Source organism: Thalassolituus sp. UBA6592, assembly GCF_002433655.1.
Lineage (GTDB): Bacteria > Pseudomonadota > Gammaproteobacteria > Pseudomonadales > Oceanobacteraceae > Venatoribacter.
In genome coordinates this window covers 1-15,891 of record NZ_DJIO01000184.1, presented here as the reverse complement: position 1 = coordinate 15,891, position 15,891 = coordinate 1, and the positions used below count along the sequence as shown (strand labels likewise).

Sequence of the window (15,891 nt, the reverse complement as noted above, 5' to 3'; positions counted from 1 at the left end):
CGCTCCTGCTCTGAAAAGCAGAAAAGCCGTGCCCCAAGGCACTATTGAGACCTTCCTGAGACGCTGCTAAGACGCTCCCAAAACACACCCGAAACACCCCAGCCGCTCAAGCCTCCAACGCTCCAACAGACAGTGAAAAGCCGTCATTACCCGTGGTTTCTTTAAGTCACCCGCTTCAATGGAGCTGCTGATCTGACCCGGCCCTGACCCGGATATGCCTCTGAATTGCGGCTGTGCGCATTGACGCCTGGCCATTCTGGTTCAAAGGTTGCAGAACGGATAAAGACGTTAACTGACTGTTAACCGACCCAGACCCTGACCCCGGAGATCCGCTATGAATGCTCTTTCCTGTGTGGCTGACGCCCCGATGAATCAGAATGCGCTGCTGGTTGCTTTTGCTTCCATGGACGGCGATATGGTCGATCAGCATTTTGGTTCTGCTCAGGCGTTTTACCTCTACGAAGTCACCGCCGACAGCGCGGAATTAATTGCTTCCCAGCGTTTCGCGCAGGAAAAAATGGACGGCAACGAAGACAAGCTCAAACCGAAACTGGCCTGGCTGGTCGGAGCGGATGTGGTCTATTGCGGTTCTATCGGCGGCTCAGCGACCCGCCAGTTAATAGCGCTTGGCGTTAACCCGATCAAAGTCAGTGGCGGCCCGGATGTGGAAGAACTGATCGAAGAGTTGCAGGCGCAGCTGAATGGCACCCCTGAATTCTGGCTGGCAAAAATTCTGAAAAGCAAAAAGGCCGACACCTCGGATTCACGCTTCGATGCTATGGATGATGAAGGCTGGGACGGCTGATCCGGATTCATCTGGCGGAGTCACTGACTCCGCGGCCCTTCTTTTTCCAATACCCTCACTACCCGCGACTATCCTCTCTCACTATCCTCTCTCACTATCCTCTCTCACTATCCTCTCTCACTCCCCACTATTCTCTTTCTCTGCAAACACCTTTCTGCCCAAATCTCTTTCTGCCCAAACCTCCTGCAGAATTTAAATGTCTGCAGTCTCTGCACAGAATCCTTTACCGCGTCGCTAATGGCTTCTGCTTCTTATGACCCGTGAGACTCTGCCAGTGTTCATCCCAAAATCCAGGGGTACATCCGACAAAGATTGTCGGGTTTTTGCGTTATTTCCGACAATTGTGCAGGGATTTCCTGCAATGCATCGAGCCGCAATCTGCTCAATATTTTCACACACAAATAAAGTGGATTTATAAGCAAATGATTTCTAAACAGAATTTTGCACTGATAGCGCATGGCTATAACAGTCACGCGTGGCACAGGGATTGAAAAAGACTCAGTACATTGAGCAAAACTCAGTGTAAACGTGGACCGCAGACCGCGTTTTATTAAAAGGGTCCCTTAACAAAGGAAAGTCCCGGAGCAGGTACTTAAACGCAATCAGGAGATTAGCTATGGCGCTTTATTTTATTGATACAGAAAAAAAAGGTGATGCAGGACATCAGGTACACCGTGAAGGCTGTGCGCACTTACCGGAGAAGGACAAACTCTATTTTGTCGGCTCTTTTGCCACAGCCAAAGCGGCTTATGACGTATCGCCGCTGATTTATTCACCAGCCAGCTATTGCCCGGAATGCAGCGGCAAAGCAGCCTGAGCAGGCGCAGAAGTAAAGAAGCAGCTCCGGCTGCTTTTTACTTACCGGTCAGAATTAATTCATTTTCTGCTGAATGATATCCGTCAGCCACTGCATAAATACTCTGACACGCTGTGGCTGAAAACGCCGTTCCGGATAGAGCACAGAGAGTGGCAGAGGCGCGCAGACAAAATCGTCCAGTACCGTGAGCAAACTGCCGTCATTTATCAGGGACGCAACGCCCGCATAAGGCGTCTGAATAATCCCCAGACCGGCAAGACAGGCACTGGTATAGGCCACCGCATTATTCACCGTCACCAGGGTTGTCATACGCAGCTGCTGCACCTGCCCTCGCGCATCGACATAATCGAACAGATCACCACCGCGGCCTAAGGTGGCCGAATAACCGATTAACTTATGTACCTTTAAGTCGTCGAGTGACTGCGGCGTGCCATAACTCTGCTGATAACCGCGGCTGATGCAGTTGACCATGCGATGCTCTGCAATGCGCCGGGCGATCAGGCTCGAATCGGATAAATCCCCGGCACGCAGTACCAGATCAAAGCCCTCTGCCATGGGATCAACCTGCCGGTCTGTACTGCTCAGTTCAACCTGCACCTGAGGATACCGCGCGAGAAATTCAGCCAAACACGGCAGCACCATGTCGCGTGCTACCACCACCGGCATATCCACGCGGATAACACCTTTCAGCGTATGCTCGCCACAAAACATAGTGCGCAGCTCATCGGCATCATGCAGCAGGCTGCGGGCGCGCTCCATAAAGCGCTCGCCTTCGGCCGTTACCATGACTCTTCTGGTTGTGCGCTGCAGCAAACGCACATCCAGTTCATTTTCCAGTTGCTGCACCGCTGCCGATACCGTCGAGCGCGGCAGGTCCAGTACATCCGCTGCAGCAGAGAAGCTCTTCTGCTCAGCGACCTGCAGAAAAATGCGCAGGGCATCCAGTTCTTTCACTTAATTATCCAGTCAAATCGAATAGTCATGTCAGATTAGCAACATTTATCCAGATAACTAAGCAAATTAACCTGTATGAACTGATTATTCAGACCACCCGAATTTCAACAACATTATCTGACAGGAGACTTTTATGTCTGAACCCAAAATTGCATTAATCACGGGCGGCAGCCGTGGCCTTGGCGCCAATGCTGCACTGGCACTGGCTGAACGTGGTGTGGATTCCATTGTGACATACAGAAACAACCGCTCAGCGGCTGACGTCATCGTCGATAAAATCAGAGCACTGGGCGGCAAAGCCCTGGCTCTGCAACTGGATACCGGCGACAGCAGCAGTTTCAGCGATTTCAGCCGCAGCCTGCAGACCGCGTTAACGGAACACTGGCAGACTCAGGCAATTAACTATCTGGTGAACAATGCCGGTCATGGCCACTCAGCCCTGATTGGTGAAATGCGCGAAGACGACTTTGATGAGCTCTACCGTGTGCATGTGAAAGGCCCCTACTTTCTTAGCCAGACACTATTGCCGGTTATCGCCGACGGCGGTGCTGTACTCAATATCTCCAGCGGACTGGCGCGCTTCTCGTTGCCGGGCTCTTCAGCGTATGCCTGTATGAAAGGTGCAGTGGAAGTGATGAGCCGTTATCAGGCGAAGGAGCTGGCACTGCGCGGCATCCGTGTTAATACTCTTGCTCCGGGCGCGATAGCCACAGATTTTGCAGGCGGTACGGTGCGGGATAATCCGGACGCCAATGGTTTTGTGGCTTCCGTCACGGCCCTTGCCCGCGCCGGTGAAGCGGATGATATCGGTCCGGTGATTGCCTCTTTACTGAGCGACGACAATCACTGGATTACCGGCCAGCGCATTGAAGCTTCCGGCGGTATGTTCCTGTAACAAGCCGGGCTCAGGCCAACGTCAGCCAGGCGGTGGCGGCGACAATAACCGCCATCAGCGCCAGCTGCCAGCGGCTGATGCTTTCTTTAAACAGCCACACACCCCACAACGCTGCCCCCAGAATACCAATGCCGCGCTTAATGGTTTCGACAATGCCCGGGTGAATATGAGTAATAGCACCCCACTGACAACTGACAGCAACCGCAAACACAGCGACGGCCATCAGTAACAAATGCAATGGTGCAGTAAAACGTGGAAACAAACTGACTTTATGAGGACGCACTTCCAGCACTAAATAAGCGATATAGGTAAGTACAGCAGTACCGCCACTCTGATAAATACCGTGAAAGCTCAATGGCGCGGACTGCAGTGCCCATTTATCAAAGACAGCCCCAACACCCCAGCACACCGACACCAGCAGCATCAATCCAAAACCCGGACCGGCATGCGCCGGATCACGCAGCAGTTTCCATCCGCCCTGCAGCAAAAAGATAGAAACCACGATAATGACAATCGCGAAAGCCTGCGAAGCATTAATGATTTCGTCGAGCAAAAACCAGCTGAACAGTGAGGCAAACACGGGCGTCAGCGACAGCACCGGAATCAGGCGCGCAATACTGCCGCTGGCCAGCGATTTGATAAAAGAGAAACTCGCTATTGCAGCCACCACCAAAGAGACGCTGCCGGGCAACCAATAGCCCGCCTGCGGCCAGTGAGCACCGTAAACCAGCCAGGCAATGAAATATACCGGAGCGACACAACCCGCCAGCCATAAAGACAGCACCAGCGGAGGTACCGACGCGGTCAGATGTTTTCTGGCCAGATCAAACAACGACCAGGCGACCGCAGAAATCAGAGAAAAAAGCATATTCAATCCGTTAACAGTGGCAGCTGATTATGTCACGTATCCACGGAATGCTCATAAATCACTGTGTTGCCGCCAGCTGAATTGGTATCCTTATTCGATATTTCCCAGCACTGCGATGCGTCCAATGACCGAATCCTCTTTGACGACTGAAGACTTTTTACTGGCGGCCAAACAATCTGAACTCAATGGCCTGCGCCAATTGCTGATCAGCTGTGATCTGGTGACTAAAGTGGCCGGGCTGATTCATGAACTGCAGCGCGAGCGTGGTTTAAGCAACAGCTATCTGGTTTCCGGCGGCCAGCGCTTCAGCACTCAGCGGGAAGAAGAGCTGCTTGCCTGTGTTCAGGCAGAAAACGAACTGCGCGAAGCGCTGAAGCAACTCAATATCAAAGATTGCTCTCCTTCTTCTTCACGCCTGTACAGTGCCATTGCCTTTGTTCTGCACTGTTTTGAAGAGATGCCAGCCCTGCGCGCGCAGATTACGGCAAATCAGCTGCAGGCTACGGAAAACACGCAACGCTATAACCGCCTGATCGCCGGTCTGCTCAACGTTATCTTTGAAGCGGCCGATATTTCCGGTGATCCGGATATTACCCGCGCACTGGTTGCCCTGTTTAACTTTGTGCAGGGTAAAGAATACGCTGGTCAGGAACGCGCCTGGGGGGTTATCGGTTTTACTGCCGGCACCTTCACCAACGATAACCGTGAACGCCTGAAAGCCTTACAGGATGCCCAGCAACGCTGCTTTGATATCTTCAGCGACTTCACTCAAACCATTACCGCCGCACAATGGCGCCAGCTGGAAAGCAGTGAAGCCGCAGGAGAGCTGGAACGGCTGCGACAGATGATTGCCCGCTTCACCTCAGGCGATACCCTGCCCACGGCCATCAGTGAAGTATGGTATGAAGTCGCGACCAACCGCATTGATGGCATGCAGGACATAGTCAACGAACTGGCCACCAACCTGCTCGCCCTGTGTCAGGAAAAAATTGTCCAGGCGGAGGAAGATCTGCGTCTGCACAGTGAACATATGAAAGAACTGGCGACCATCGAAGAACCGCCGATGTCATCCCTGTCGATGATTTCAGACTCTGGCGATCAGCCTACGGTCAACGTCACGCCGGGGGTTAATGTCAAACTTGCCCGTTCTATTTACGAGTTAGTCCAGGGTCAGGCTGAACGCCTGCAACGTATCAGTGATGAGCTGACAGAGGCGCGTCTGGCGCTGAACGAACGCAAAACCATTGAAAAAGCCAAAGGCATTCTGATGCAGTCCCAGGGGCTGGATGAAGATCAGGCCTATAAGCAACTGCGCCAGGCAGCCATGGATAACAACAAGCGTATTCTGGATGTCGCAGAGAACGTCATCAGCGTAGCGGAGATGCTGCAACTGAAAGGCTGAACACGGCCGCAATCAGCAATCAGCAATCAGCAAAAATTGACCATCTGATCAGCTGGCCCGTTATGCAGGCGTCAATGGCAAACTCCGCACCAGCGGAGTGCATAAAATCAGCAACATCAGTCAACAAACTGGGCGCATGGCATCCCGCATCAGCAGCAAAGCCTTAAAAAACGCTGCATTCTGAAAACTGGCACACGCGTTGCTATATTCAAATCAGTGAAATGGCAGCCAAAGGCGGCTGGCTGTTAACACGACCGAAAAGGACAATGGCGTCCATCGTTATCCCTGAATAAGGGGAGAGAACGGTGGGCGTTTTTTTTTGGCCGCGATTTGACCGGTACCGCCTGGGGGATGCCGGACATAAAAAACTCGCAGATACTTTTTACAATTCGAAAAAACAGGGGCTTACCATGTCTTATTTAATGCCATCCGAATTCGCCACCAAAATGGTCGATGCCGGTGAAGAAAAAATCTTTATGTCCACCAAGGACACTCTGATCCGTGCCTTTATGGCCGGTGCGATTCTTGGCCTGGCGGCGGTATTTGCTATTACCGTTGCAATGAAAAGTGGTTCTCCGATTCTGGGCGCCTGTCTGTTCCCGGTCGGTTTTATCATGCTGTACCTGATGAAATTTGACCTGCTGACCGGTGTATTTACTCTGGTACCCCTGGCATTAATCGACAAACGTTCCGGCTGTACTGTTGGCGGCCTGCTGCGTAACTGGGGTCTGGTCTTTATCGGCAATTTTGCCGGTGCACTGACCACCGCGTTTATGGTGTCTTTTATTCTGACTTACGGTTACAACACTGACGGCGGCGCACTGGCAGCCAAAGTTGCGACCATTGGTGAGTCCCGTACTCTGGGTTACGCATCTCATGGTGTTGACGGCTGGTTCACTATTTTCATCCGCGGCATGCTGTGCAACTGGATGGTTTCTATGGGTGTTGTTGGCGCCATGATTTCTACCTCCGCTACCGGTAAAATGGCTGCGATGTGGATGCCGGTTATGCTGTTCTTCTTCATGGGCTTCGAACACTCCATCGTAAACATGTTCCTGTTCCCATTTTCTATGATCATGGGTGGTGACTTCACTTTCATGCAGTACCTGGTATGGAATGAACTGCCAACTGCACTGGGCAACCTCGCTGGTGGTTTCCTGCTGGTTGGTCTGCCACTGTATTTCACTCACGTACGTGAGAACAAAGCTGCTAAGTAATTCTTAACAGCTTCCCCGCTCCACCTCAGGAAGACGGGACCCAAATAAACAACAAAGCCCCGGTTAATGCCGGGGCTTTGTCTTATACTCGCTTTATTTCAGATGTATTCAGGGACAGCTATGCAGACTCATCTGACAGTCTCCGTCGGTCAGGCCAGCGATAAGGGCGTTAAAGCCGTTAATCAGGATTTTTACGGTGTTCTGATTCCCGAAGATCATTTGCTGGCATCGAAAGGGATTGCTATTGCACTCGCCGATGGCATCAGCAGCAGCAGTGTCAGCCAGCTGGCCAGTTCGGCCGTGGTAAAGAGTTTTCTCGATGACTATTTCTGTACCTCTGAAGCCTGGTCGGTAAAAAAATCGGCACTGCAGGTACTGCTTGCCAGTAATTCCTGGCTCTATGCGCAAAGCCGCCGCAGTGAATTCCGCTCCGATATGAACCGCGGTTACGTCTGTACCTTTTCCGGCCTGATTATCAAATCATCCACCGCACATCTGTTTCATGTTGGCGATACCCGGGTTTACCGTATACAGGGCAACCGGCTGGAACAGCTGACCACAGACCACCGCTATTATGCTTCCGCAGAAAAAAGCTATCTGACCCGCGCCATGGGCATGGAGCAGCAGCTGGATCTGGATTATCAGTCACTGACCGTACAAGCCGGTGATACCTTTATTCTCGCCACCGATGGCATTTACGAATTCGTTAATGCGCAGCGGATAACGGAAATTATTGCAAGCAATGCAACCGATCTGCAAAGCGCAGCAGAAGAAATACTGCAGGCGGCAATGGACAACGCCAGTGACGACAACCTGACCATTCAGATTATCCGTATCGACAATACGCCGGCCGCTAATACCGATGATATTCACCAACAGTTAACTGAACTCCCCTTCCCTCCGGAACTTAACCCGCGCGACGAATTTGATGGTTACCGCATCCTGCGGAAAGTGCATTCAAGCCCACGCAGTCATGTTTATGCTGCACAGGACATCGACAGCGGCGAGCAGGTTATTATCAAAACGCCATCCGGTGAACTGCGCGACAACACGGCTTATCTTGAACGTTTTTTAATGGAAGAGTGGATCGCCCGCCGCATCGACAGCGCCCACGTACTGAAACCGGTCAAAAATAAACGTAAACCGAATTACCTGTACGTTGCCACCGAATTTATTGAAGGCATCACACTTGCTCAGTGGATGCGTGATAACCCGCGCCCACAACTGGACGAGGTGCGCAATATTATTGAGCAGACCGCAGCCGGTCTGCGGGCCTTTCATCGTCTGGAAATGCTGCATCAGGACCTGAAGCCTGACAACATCATGATCGACAAAAACGGTACGGTGAAAATCATTGATTTTGGTTCGGTACGGGTGGCTGGTATTCTGGAAATCGATACGCCGGTTGAGCGCCTGGAGCTGTTGGGCACCGCGCAATATTCCGCACCTGAGTATTTTTTAGGTGTCAGCGGCACGCCGGCTTCCGACGTATTCGCGCTGGGGGTGATCACTTATCAGATGCTGACCGGCAGACTGCCTTACGGCACAGCGGTATCCAAAGCACGAACAGCAAAAGCGCAAAACCGCCTGAGCTACCCCCCCATTCACTTTATCGATGAAGCAACGGAAATTCCGCACTGGGTGGATATGGCGATTAAAAAATCGCTCACGCCCGAACCGCATAAACGCTATCAGGAACCGTCTGAGTTTATGTATGACCTCAGCCACCCGAACAAGCAGTTTCTGCGGCTGGCGAAAGAACCTCTGCTGCAGCGTAATCCGGTGCAGTTCTGGCAAGGGGTATCTTTGTTGCTGGCGATTGCTGTGGTGGTCTTGCTGTACCGGGATTTGAGTTAATTTCAGATCCGGGCTCAGGCCTTGCGCCAGGCAAGGTCCATCCCCAGCGGTGGATTAGCCTGCGCGTGCTCCAGGTCCGCACAGACATTGCCTATGTTGTAAGGCAGCTCCTTAAAATGCTCCAGTACCAGCCCGTGCTTAATCGCAGCAGTAAACAAATCCGACAGCGGGTGCTGAAACCAGTAGTTTTCTTTGGCCTGATATTTCTGCCCGGTAAAATAATCCAGGCCAGCGTCATCCCGGTAAGGTTCACGGTTAAAATAGGATGCCTGTAAATAAGAAGGCTCTCCTTCTTCGTACATATTCAGCACCGGATGAATCTCTTCCATCAGAAGCACCCCACCCGGTTTTATTAGTGATGCGCAGATACGTATAAACTCATCCAGATCCGGCATCCAGTTAATAACACCAACGGTAATCATAGCCACATCGAATTGATGCAGCCATTTCTCCGGCAATTCATAAATATTGGACTGGATGTATTCAACATCATGGTGACCAGCCAGAGCCGCCAGTTTTTCAGCCTGCGCTATAAAAGACGGGGCACCATCAATACCGAGACAGAAACCTGCGCCTTTATTTTTAACCGATAATAAGTCACGACCATTATTGCAGCAGATCTGCACCACGGATTTTCCGGCGGGTGAATAACTGTCCACCAGCGCATTAAAATCGTCGTTTAAATTATTGTAATCCAGCTGCTGCACCGCCTGTTCGAGTTGCGGGTTAACTGCCGCATGGTAAGGCGCCGCTTCATCCCATGAAGCCAGATTATTGCGGGTATAAAACTCGTCAGAATCTTCCATAATGCTTCCTGCTAAAAACACACCCAAAAGCACATCCCAAAAAACCGAACAACACAGCAAAAGAGCAAATAATGGTGAGCTCAGATAATTATCGCATACGCCCGCGCGTTACACCTTTAACGCCGGCCTTCGCCACCAGACTGGCACTGGTATGCGCATGGCAAATGGCAATGGCCAGAGCATCGGCGGCATCGGCCTGGGGTTTGCCCGGTAATTTGAGCATGTATTGCACCATATGCTGTACCTGCTCTTTATCGGCGCCACCCTTACCCACGACCGCCTGTTTGATGGTCCGCGGCGCATATTCCGCCACCGGTAAGCCATGGTTAACTGCGGCCAGAATCGCCACCCCCCGGGCCTGCCCGAGCTTTAATGCGGAGTCGGCATTTTTGCCCATAAACACCTGTTCAATGGCAAATTCCTGTGGCTGATAGGTTTCGATCAGCTCGGTAACGCCATCGAAAATTTTCTTAAGCCGCGCCGGCAGCTCGCCTTCCCCGGTACGGATACAACCACTGACGATGTACTCGGTTTTCTGGCCAATACGGCGGATCACACCGAAGCCGGTCAGTCGCGAACCCGGGTCAATACCCAGAATAATCATTGTGCCGCAGAGTCCGGATACAGCCCGGTATCATCCAGCGGTGTCAGCATGATTTCTGAACCATTTATTTCATGGCGTACCGTCACCTGCTGCCAGTCTTTCGGCAGAATGACCTGAGCACAGGGCTGAGTAATCATCTGCGCATAAACAAGGCCCGCCTGGGGTTTGGTTTCGCGGTAAATAAATTCATATTCACCACTGTCTTCCTGCTGACCGACAATCTGTACGCCGTAGCCGGTAGACGGACGATCACCAAGCGCAATGGTCAGGGTGCCGTAGCGCACACTGACACCCACTGGCGCAGCACAGTGATTCATACTGCTCATAGGCAAGGTGTTTTCCTGCACTGCCACTGTGGTACAGGCAGGCAGCGCCAGCACAGCACTGACACACAATGCCGCCCGGGCAGCCGATCGAAAGCCTGACATAAATAACTCCAACTATCGTATGTGCCGAGTATACCCCAGCCAGAAACAGGGCGTATAACCATGTATTTGATGGCGCAGATAAAAATAAACCCCGCCCGGGTTACCGGGCGGGGTTTGTTCTCTGGCCAGAGCCAGTTTCTGCGTGAGGCTTCTGCCCCTTATTATCAGGTCTTAGTTGCTGTTAAAGACCAGATGATCACCATCCACATCCGCGACGATGGTACTGCCCGGCATAAATTTGCCCGACAGAATATCCTGTGCCAGCGGGTTTTCGATCCATTGCTGAATCGCCCGTTTCAGCGGACGTGCGCCATACACAGGATCATAGCCCACATCCACCAGCTTACTGACGGCCGCATCAGAGAGTTCCAGTGACAGGTCACGTTCTTTCAGGCGACCACGCAGCAGATCCAGCTGGATATCGGCAATGCCACGGATCTGATCTTTCTGCAGTGGATGGAAGACCACGGCTTCATCAATCCGGTTGATAAATTCCGGACGGAAATGAGAACCAACAATTTCCATCACAGCTTCACGCATCATTTCGTAGCTGCTTTCATCATCGCCTGCCAGGGTCTGGATAACATCTGAACCCAGGTTGGAGGTCATGACCAGTACGCAGTTTTTAAAGTCTACTTTCCGGCCCTGTCCGTCGGTCAGCTGACCGTCATCCAGTACCTGCAGCAGGATGTTAAACACATCCGGGTGCGCTTTTTCCACCTCATCCAGCAGAATCACCGAATAAGGTTTGCGGCGTACCGCTTCGGTCAGCAGACCACCCTCTTCATAACCAACGTAACCCGGAGGTGCACCGATTAAACGGGCCACGGAATGCTTCTCCATGTACTCCGACATATCAATGCGCACCATGGCGTCTTTACTGTCGAACAGGAACGTTGCCAGCGCTTTACACAGCTCGGTTTTACCCACACCGGTTGGCCCTAAGAACAGGAAAGACCCGTTCGGACGGTTCGGATCGGATAAGCCCGCCCGTGAGCGGCGCACCGCATTGGATACGGCTTTAATGGCCTGATCCTGACCAACCACCTGATTGTGCAGAACCTCTTCCATGCGCAGCAGTTTGTCGCGCTCGCCTTCCAGCATTTTGCTTACTGGCACACCGGTCCACTTGGACACGACTTCGGCAATTTCATCTTCGGTCACTTTGTTACGCAGCAAGGTGAATTCCTGCGTGCCGGAAGTTTCCGCTTCATTAGCCGAGGCCAGCTGTTTTTCCAGTTCCGGAATACGGCCATACTGCAGCTCAGACATTTTCTGCAGATCACCGGCACGGCGTGCTGCTTCCAGTTCAAGCTTGGCCTGCTCCAGCTCTTCTTTCGATTTGCTGGCGCCTTCCAGTAAGGCTTTTTCTTTCTTCCACACTTCTTCAAGTTCAACGTAGGCGTGACCGGCTTTGTTAATCTCTTCATTGAGATCACTCAGACGTTTTTTCGCTGCTTCGTCTTTTTCTTTGCGCAGTGCTTCACGTTCAATTTTCAGCTGAATCAGACGACGTTCCAGCTTATCCATTTCCTGCGGTTTGGAATCGATTTCCATACGGATCACAGATGCCGCTTCGTCCACCAGGTCGATGGCTTTGTCCGGCAGGCGGCGATCGGTAATGTAGCGCTGAGACAATTTAGCCGCAGCGATAATCGCACTGTCAGTGATCTGCACGCCATGGTGTACTTCGTAGCGTTCTTTCAGACCACGCAGGATGGCGATGGAATCTTCCACGCTCGGTTCATCAACAATGACTTTCTGGAAACGACGTTCCAGCGCGGCGTCTTTCTCAATGAATTCGCGATACTCATCCAGTGTGGTTGCGCCCACACAGTGCAGTTCACCACGGGCCAGTGCCGGTTTCAGCATATTGCCGGCGTCCATCGCACCTTCGCCTTTACCTGCGCCCACCATGGTGTGCAGCTCATCGATAAACAGCACGATATTACCTTCGGCTTTGGACACGTCTTTCAGCACCGCTTTCAGACGCTCTTCAAATTCGCCGCGGTATTTGGCACCGGCCAGCAGAGAACCCATATCCAGCGACAGAATACGTTTGTTCTTCAGATTTTCCGGCACTTCACCATTGATAATACGCTGCGCCAGACCTTCCACCACGGCGGTTTTACCCACCCCAGGCGGTCCGATCAGCACCGGGTTATTTTTGGTACGGCGCTGCAGCACCTGAATGGTACGGCGGATTTCATCATCACGGCCGATCACCGGATCCAGTTTGCCTGCTTCTGCCCGTTCGGTCAGATCGATGCAGTATTTGTCCAGCGCCTGACGGCTGTCTTCGGCATTGGCGTCGTTCACGCTTTCACCACCACGCATATCTTCAATGGCTTTTTCCACATTTTCTTTATTCAGGCCAGACTCTTTCAGCGTTTTACCGGCTGCGCCCTTGTCTTCCAGCGCGACCAATAAAAACAATTCGCTGGAAACATACTGGTCACCGCGTTTCTGCGCTTCTTTGTCGGCCAGGTTCAGTAAACGGCCAAGTTCCGGTGCAATCTGAATATTGCCATCCGGGGAACTCACAGTAGGCAATTGCTGCAGCACGTCACGCAGCGAGCGCTCAAGCGCCCCCACATTGCCGCCACAGCGACGCACCACGTCTTTTACGCTGGAGCTGGTCTGCTCCATCAGGGCCAATAAAACGTGTACGGTATCAATCTGGTTATGATCCTGTCCCAGAGCCAGACTCTGACTCTCGGCCAGTGCGTTTTGCAGACTGGTTGTCAGCCGATCCATTCTCATAAATTTTCTCCTGTACTTCCTGCCGCCGCCCGGCTGCAGGTTAAATCTTGTCTGAAACCTTAGATATGTCCTTATTAGATTTGTTCAACCCCTTTTAAATAAAGTTTAGTAAATCTAATAATCCAGCCCATGATCTGCAGCAATAAACTGTTTTCAGCAACTGCTGACAAAACTGCGTATACTGGCGCCGCCTGCGGGACTCTATTGTGCTGCACTTCGCTTTCCGCATCAGGTTCAGGGCTCAGGCTCTGACTCCGCCGGTACCTCTTTCGCTACCGGTTATATAGTGGCTAACATTCCTATTTAAAGACGCATGACTGACGAAATACGACTCGGCGCCCTCTATCTTCTTCTGGGGGAGGCCCTGCTGGCCATTATGGGCGCCATCATCAAACATCTTTCCGATGATCTGAGCACAGACCAGATCGTCTTCTTCCGCAACGTCGCCGGCCTGATCGTGCTGCTGCCTCTGATCATGCGCACCGGCATCAGCGAACTGAAGACCAGCGTCTGGCACTGGCACCTGATGCGCGGCCTGGTTGGTGTCAGCGCTATGTACTGTTATTTCTGGGCTCTGGGTCACCTGCCGTTAACAGAAGCCTTTCTGGTAAAACTGTCGGCCCCGCTGTTTATGCCATTCCTCGCCTTATGGTGGCTGCGCGAACCGGCCGGCCGCTACAGCTGGCTGGCTTTGCTGATTGGCTTTGCCGGTGTGGTGGTGATCCTGCGTCCGGGCGGAGAGCATACTTTTACCCTGGCAGCGATTATCGGTCTGGCCGGCGCCGTACTGGCAGCACTGGCCAAAGTCACCATCCGCCGCATGTCAGTCACTGAATCCAGCCAGCGTATCGTCTTTTACTTCGCTCTGATCTCAGCGCTGGTGTCAGCTCCGGGCGCTGTTCTGTCGTGGCAGCCTATTCCGCCGCTCGCCTGGCTGTGGATTGCCGCGCTGGGCATCGTCGCCACCACCGGCCAGCTGGCACTGACCAAAGCCTATCGTATTGCGCCCACCGGCAAAGTCGGCGTCTATGTCTACAGTGCGGTGATTTATGGTGCGCTGATGGGCTGGTGGTTCTGGGGTGAGATTCCGGCCTGGACAACGGCGGCCGGAGCTGCACTGATCATCAGTGCCGGAGTCATCAATCTGAAAGGCGGCAAAAAAGCCAAAGCCGCCTGACAGCGGGCTGTACAGCAGTGCATTGCAGAACCGGTAGTGCCTCCCGTGCCCTCTGGCTTCAATCTGTAACCTGCAGCCAACGCCCTGTAACCTGCAGGCAACGCCGGAATTGTCCCAACTAAATACACAATCGGAGAACTATTGCATTAATTCCTGTCAGGCACAGGAATTTTCCCGATTCACCTATTAGATTTAAGTCTAATTTAGGTGCAACAGCGCTTATTATTTCCTTTGGTTTAAATATAATTGCCAAATAACCCTGATTAATCATCAAGAGTCATTAATTATGTCCCGCATCGACTCTCTGCAAACCTTTGTCGCCGTCGTCCGTTCGCGCAACTTCACTTCGGCCGCTGACGCTCTTGGCGTTACCCCGTCTGCCGTCAGTAAACAGATCAGCGGACTTGAGGAACGTCTTGGTGTTCGTCTGCTTAACCGTACAACCCGTTCGGTCAGCCCGACGGAAGCCGGTCAGATGTTCTATCAGCACAGCGAGAATATCCTGGAGTCCATTACCGAAGCCGAAAAGCTGGTAACCGACTTTGATGTGACGCCACGTGGCCGTCTGCGCATTACTGCGATGTCAAACTTCGGCCGTCGTGAGCTGGCGCGCATATTCACCGATTTCGCCCAGAAATATCCGGACATCAGCTTCGATCTGCATATTTCCGACCGCCCGCTGGATATCGTAAAAGAAGGCTATGACTTCGCTCTGCGTCTGGGCACGCTGGAAGACTCACGCCTGATCGCCAAACCGGTGGCTGAACAGAAGATTTCCATCGTTGCCTCCCGTGAATACATTGAGCGCTGGGGCATGCCGGAAAAGCTGGAAGATCTCAACGATCACCGCATTCTGGTCATCAACAACGCCGAATACGCCCGCTCCAACTGGTTGCGTCAGTTCGAGAAAGACCACGGTTTCAGCATTTCCAATGTGGAACGCAAACTGACGGTGAACGACATTGATCTGGTGTATGAAGCGTGTCTGGCCGGCATGGGCATTACTGCTCTGCCGACTTACATCGCTGATACGCACCTGCAGAACGGTGAGCTGGTGCAGCTGTTTCCACAGGTGGATATTCCGGTTCGTACCATCAAGGTGGTATTCCCGCAGAACCGCTATCTGGCCAACAAAAGCCGGGCATTCCTCGACTTTATTACCGCCTACTTTGAAGACGCCAGCGGCGAATAAAACCCGCTCTGACGCCGCGCTGAGTACTCTCGGCGCACGCACAAAAAAAGCCGGCAACTGCCCAATGCTGTTCACTTAAGCAGAGCAGCATTGCGATTCACCGGAT

14 protein-coding genes are annotated in these 15,891 nt (G+C 52.5%); 8 read left to right on the top strand and 6 right to left on the bottom strand.

Features of this window, described 5'->3' with window-relative positions:
* Window positions 1–334: 334 nt before the first annotated feature.
* Window positions 335–805 (top strand): NifB/NifX family molybdenum-iron cluster-binding protein, encoded by a 471-nt coding sequence (locus B2Z72_RS18435; RefSeq protein ID WP_296980152.1) that lies wholly within the window; start codon window positions 335–337, stop codon window positions 803–805.
* Between the two features lie 616 nt (window positions 806–1,421).
* Window positions 1,422–1,622 (top strand): hypothetical protein, encoded by a 201-nt coding sequence (locus tag B2Z72_RS18430; RefSeq protein WP_296980154.1) that lies wholly within the window; start codon window positions 1,422–1,424, stop codon window positions 1,620–1,622.
* Between the two features lie 54 nt (window positions 1,623–1,676).
* Here B2Z72_RS18430 and B2Z72_RS18425 read toward each other — a convergent pair whose 3' ends face one another.
* On the bottom strand, window positions 1,677–2,576 hold the full coding sequence (locus tag B2Z72_RS18425; protein ID WP_297005531.1) for a LysR family transcriptional regulator: 900 nt from the start codon (window positions 2,574–2,576) through the stop codon (window positions 1,677–1,679).
* A 133-nt stretch (window positions 2,577–2,709) separates the two neighbouring features.
* On the opposite strand from B2Z72_RS18425, the gene B2Z72_RS18420 reads away from it, so the two are divergent.
* The gene (locus B2Z72_RS18420) at window positions 2,710–3,471 is read left to right on the top strand and encodes an SDR family NAD(P)-dependent oxidoreductase (protein WP_296980158.1); all 762 of its coding nucleotides are present in this window, start codon (window positions 2,710–2,712) and stop codon (window positions 3,469–3,471) included.
* Window positions 3,472–3,481: 10 nt separating this feature from the next.
* Here B2Z72_RS18420 and B2Z72_RS18415 read toward each other — a convergent pair whose 3' ends face one another.
* Window positions 3,482–4,339, bottom strand: a complete 858-nt coding sequence (locus B2Z72_RS18415) for a DMT family transporter (protein ID WP_296980160.1) — start codon at window positions 4,337–4,339, stop codon at window positions 3,482–3,484.
* A 124-nt stretch (window positions 4,340–4,463) separates the two neighbouring features.
* Here B2Z72_RS18415 and B2Z72_RS18410 point away from each other — a divergent pair, with 124 nt between their 5' ends.
* The 3 genes from B2Z72_RS18410 to B2Z72_RS18400 all read left to right on the top strand — a co-directional run bounded on the left by B2Z72_RS18410 (window position 4,464) and on the right by B2Z72_RS18400 (window position 8,815).
* Window positions 4,464–5,741: a nitrate regulatory protein gene (locus tag B2Z72_RS18410; RefSeq protein WP_296980162.1), complete on the top strand. Its 1,278-nt coding sequence runs from the start codon at window positions 4,464–4,466 to the stop codon at window positions 5,739–5,741.
* Window positions 5,742–6,151: 410 nt separating this feature from the next.
* Window positions 6,152–6,958, top strand: a complete 807-nt coding sequence (locus B2Z72_RS18405) for a formate/nitrite transporter family protein (protein WP_296980163.1) — start codon at window positions 6,152–6,154, stop codon at window positions 6,956–6,958.
* A gap of 120 nt (window positions 6,959–7,078) precedes the next feature.
* On the top strand, window positions 7,079–8,815 hold the full coding sequence (locus B2Z72_RS18400; RefSeq protein WP_296980165.1) for a bifunctional protein-serine/threonine kinase/phosphatase: 1,737 nt from the start codon (window positions 7,079–7,081) through the stop codon (window positions 8,813–8,815).
* Between the two features lie 14 nt (window positions 8,816–8,829).
* On the opposite strand, the gene B2Z72_RS18395 is transcribed toward B2Z72_RS18400, so the two are convergent.
* The 4 genes from B2Z72_RS18395 to clpB all read right to left on the bottom strand — a co-directional run bounded on the left by B2Z72_RS18395 (window position 8,830) and on the right by clpB (window position 13,416).
* Window positions 8,830–9,621, bottom strand: a complete 792-nt coding sequence (locus B2Z72_RS18395) for a class I SAM-dependent methyltransferase (RefSeq protein WP_297005528.1) — start codon at window positions 9,619–9,621, stop codon at window positions 8,830–8,832.
* 88 nt (window positions 9,622–9,709) lie between these two features.
* Complete coding sequence (gene ruvC, locus B2Z72_RS18390) at window positions 9,710–10,225, bottom strand: crossover junction endodeoxyribonuclease RuvC (RefSeq protein WP_297005525.1); 516 nt, start codon at window positions 10,223–10,225, stop codon at window positions 9,710–9,712.
* Complete coding sequence (locus B2Z72_RS18385) at window positions 10,222–10,653, bottom strand: protease complex subunit PrcB family protein (protein WP_297005524.1); 432 nt, start codon at window positions 10,651–10,653, stop codon at window positions 10,222–10,224. Before B2Z72_RS18385 ends, ruvC begins: the two co-directional genes overlap by 4 nt.
* Before the next feature lie 171 nt (window positions 10,654–10,824).
* Window positions 10,825–13,416, bottom strand: a complete 2,592-nt coding sequence (gene clpB, locus B2Z72_RS18380) for an ATP-dependent chaperone ClpB (RefSeq protein WP_297005520.1) — start codon at window positions 13,414–13,416, stop codon at window positions 10,825–10,827.
* Window positions 13,417–13,729: 313 nt separating this feature from the next.
* Here clpB and B2Z72_RS18375 point away from each other — a divergent pair, with 313 nt between their 5' ends.
* Both B2Z72_RS18375 and B2Z72_RS18370 read left to right on the top strand, forming a co-directional pair.
* On the top strand, window positions 13,730–14,593 hold the full coding sequence (locus tag B2Z72_RS18375; protein WP_296980878.1) for a DMT family transporter: 864 nt from the start codon (window positions 13,730–13,732) through the stop codon (window positions 14,591–14,593).
* A 286-nt stretch (window positions 14,594–14,879) separates the two neighbouring features.
* On the top strand, window positions 14,880–15,785 hold the full coding sequence (locus B2Z72_RS18370; protein WP_297005517.1) for a LysR family transcriptional regulator: 906 nt from the start codon (window positions 14,880–14,882) through the stop codon (window positions 15,783–15,785).
* The last annotated feature ends 106 nt before the right edge of the window (window positions 15,786–15,891 follow it).

Bases quoted from the DNA above. Each gene is read 5' to 3' on its own strand.
- B2Z72_RS18435 (WP_296980152.1), top strand. From the start codon at position 335: ATGAATGCTCTTTCCTGTGTGGCTGACGCCCCGATGAATCAGAATGCG.
- B2Z72_RS18430 (WP_296980154.1), top strand. From the start codon at position 1,422: ATGGCGCTTTATTTTATTGATACAGAAAAAAAAGGTGATGCAGGACAT.
- B2Z72_RS18420 (WP_296980158.1), top strand. From the start codon at position 2,710: ATGTCTGAACCCAAAATTGCATTAATCACGGGCGGCAGCCGTGGCCTT.
- B2Z72_RS18415 (WP_296980160.1), bottom strand. From the start codon at position 4,339: ATGCTTTTTTCTCTGATTTCTGCGGTCGCCTGGTCGTTGTTTGATCTG.
- B2Z72_RS18410 (WP_296980162.1), top strand. From the start codon at position 4,464: ATGACCGAATCCTCTTTGACGACTGAAGACTTTTTACTGGCGGCCAAA.
- B2Z72_RS18405 (WP_296980163.1), top strand. From the start codon at position 6,152: ATGTCTTATTTAATGCCATCCGAATTCGCCACCAAAATGGTCGATGCC.
- B2Z72_RS18400 (WP_296980165.1), top strand. From the start codon at position 7,079: ATGCAGACTCATCTGACAGTCTCCGTCGGTCAGGCCAGCGATAAGGGC.
- B2Z72_RS18395 (WP_297005528.1), bottom strand. From the start codon at position 9,621: ATGGAAGATTCTGACGAGTTTTATACCCGCAATAATCTGGCTTCATGG.
- ruvC (WP_297005525.1), bottom strand. From the start codon at position 10,225: ATGATTATTCTGGGTATTGACCCGGGTTCGCGACTGACCGGCTTCGGT.
- B2Z72_RS18385 (WP_297005524.1), bottom strand. From the start codon at position 10,653: ATGTCAGGCTTTCGATCGGCTGCCCGGGCGGCATTGTGTGTCAGTGCT.
- clpB (WP_297005520.1), bottom strand. From the start codon at position 13,416: ATGAGAATGGATCGGCTGACAACCAGTCTGCAAAACGCACTGGCCGAG.
- B2Z72_RS18375 (WP_296980878.1), top strand. From the start codon at position 13,730: ATGACTGACGAAATACGACTCGGCGCCCTCTATCTTCTTCTGGGGGAG.
- B2Z72_RS18370 (WP_297005517.1), top strand. From the start codon at position 14,880: ATGTCCCGCATCGACTCTCTGCAAACCTTTGTCGCCGTCGTCCGTTCG.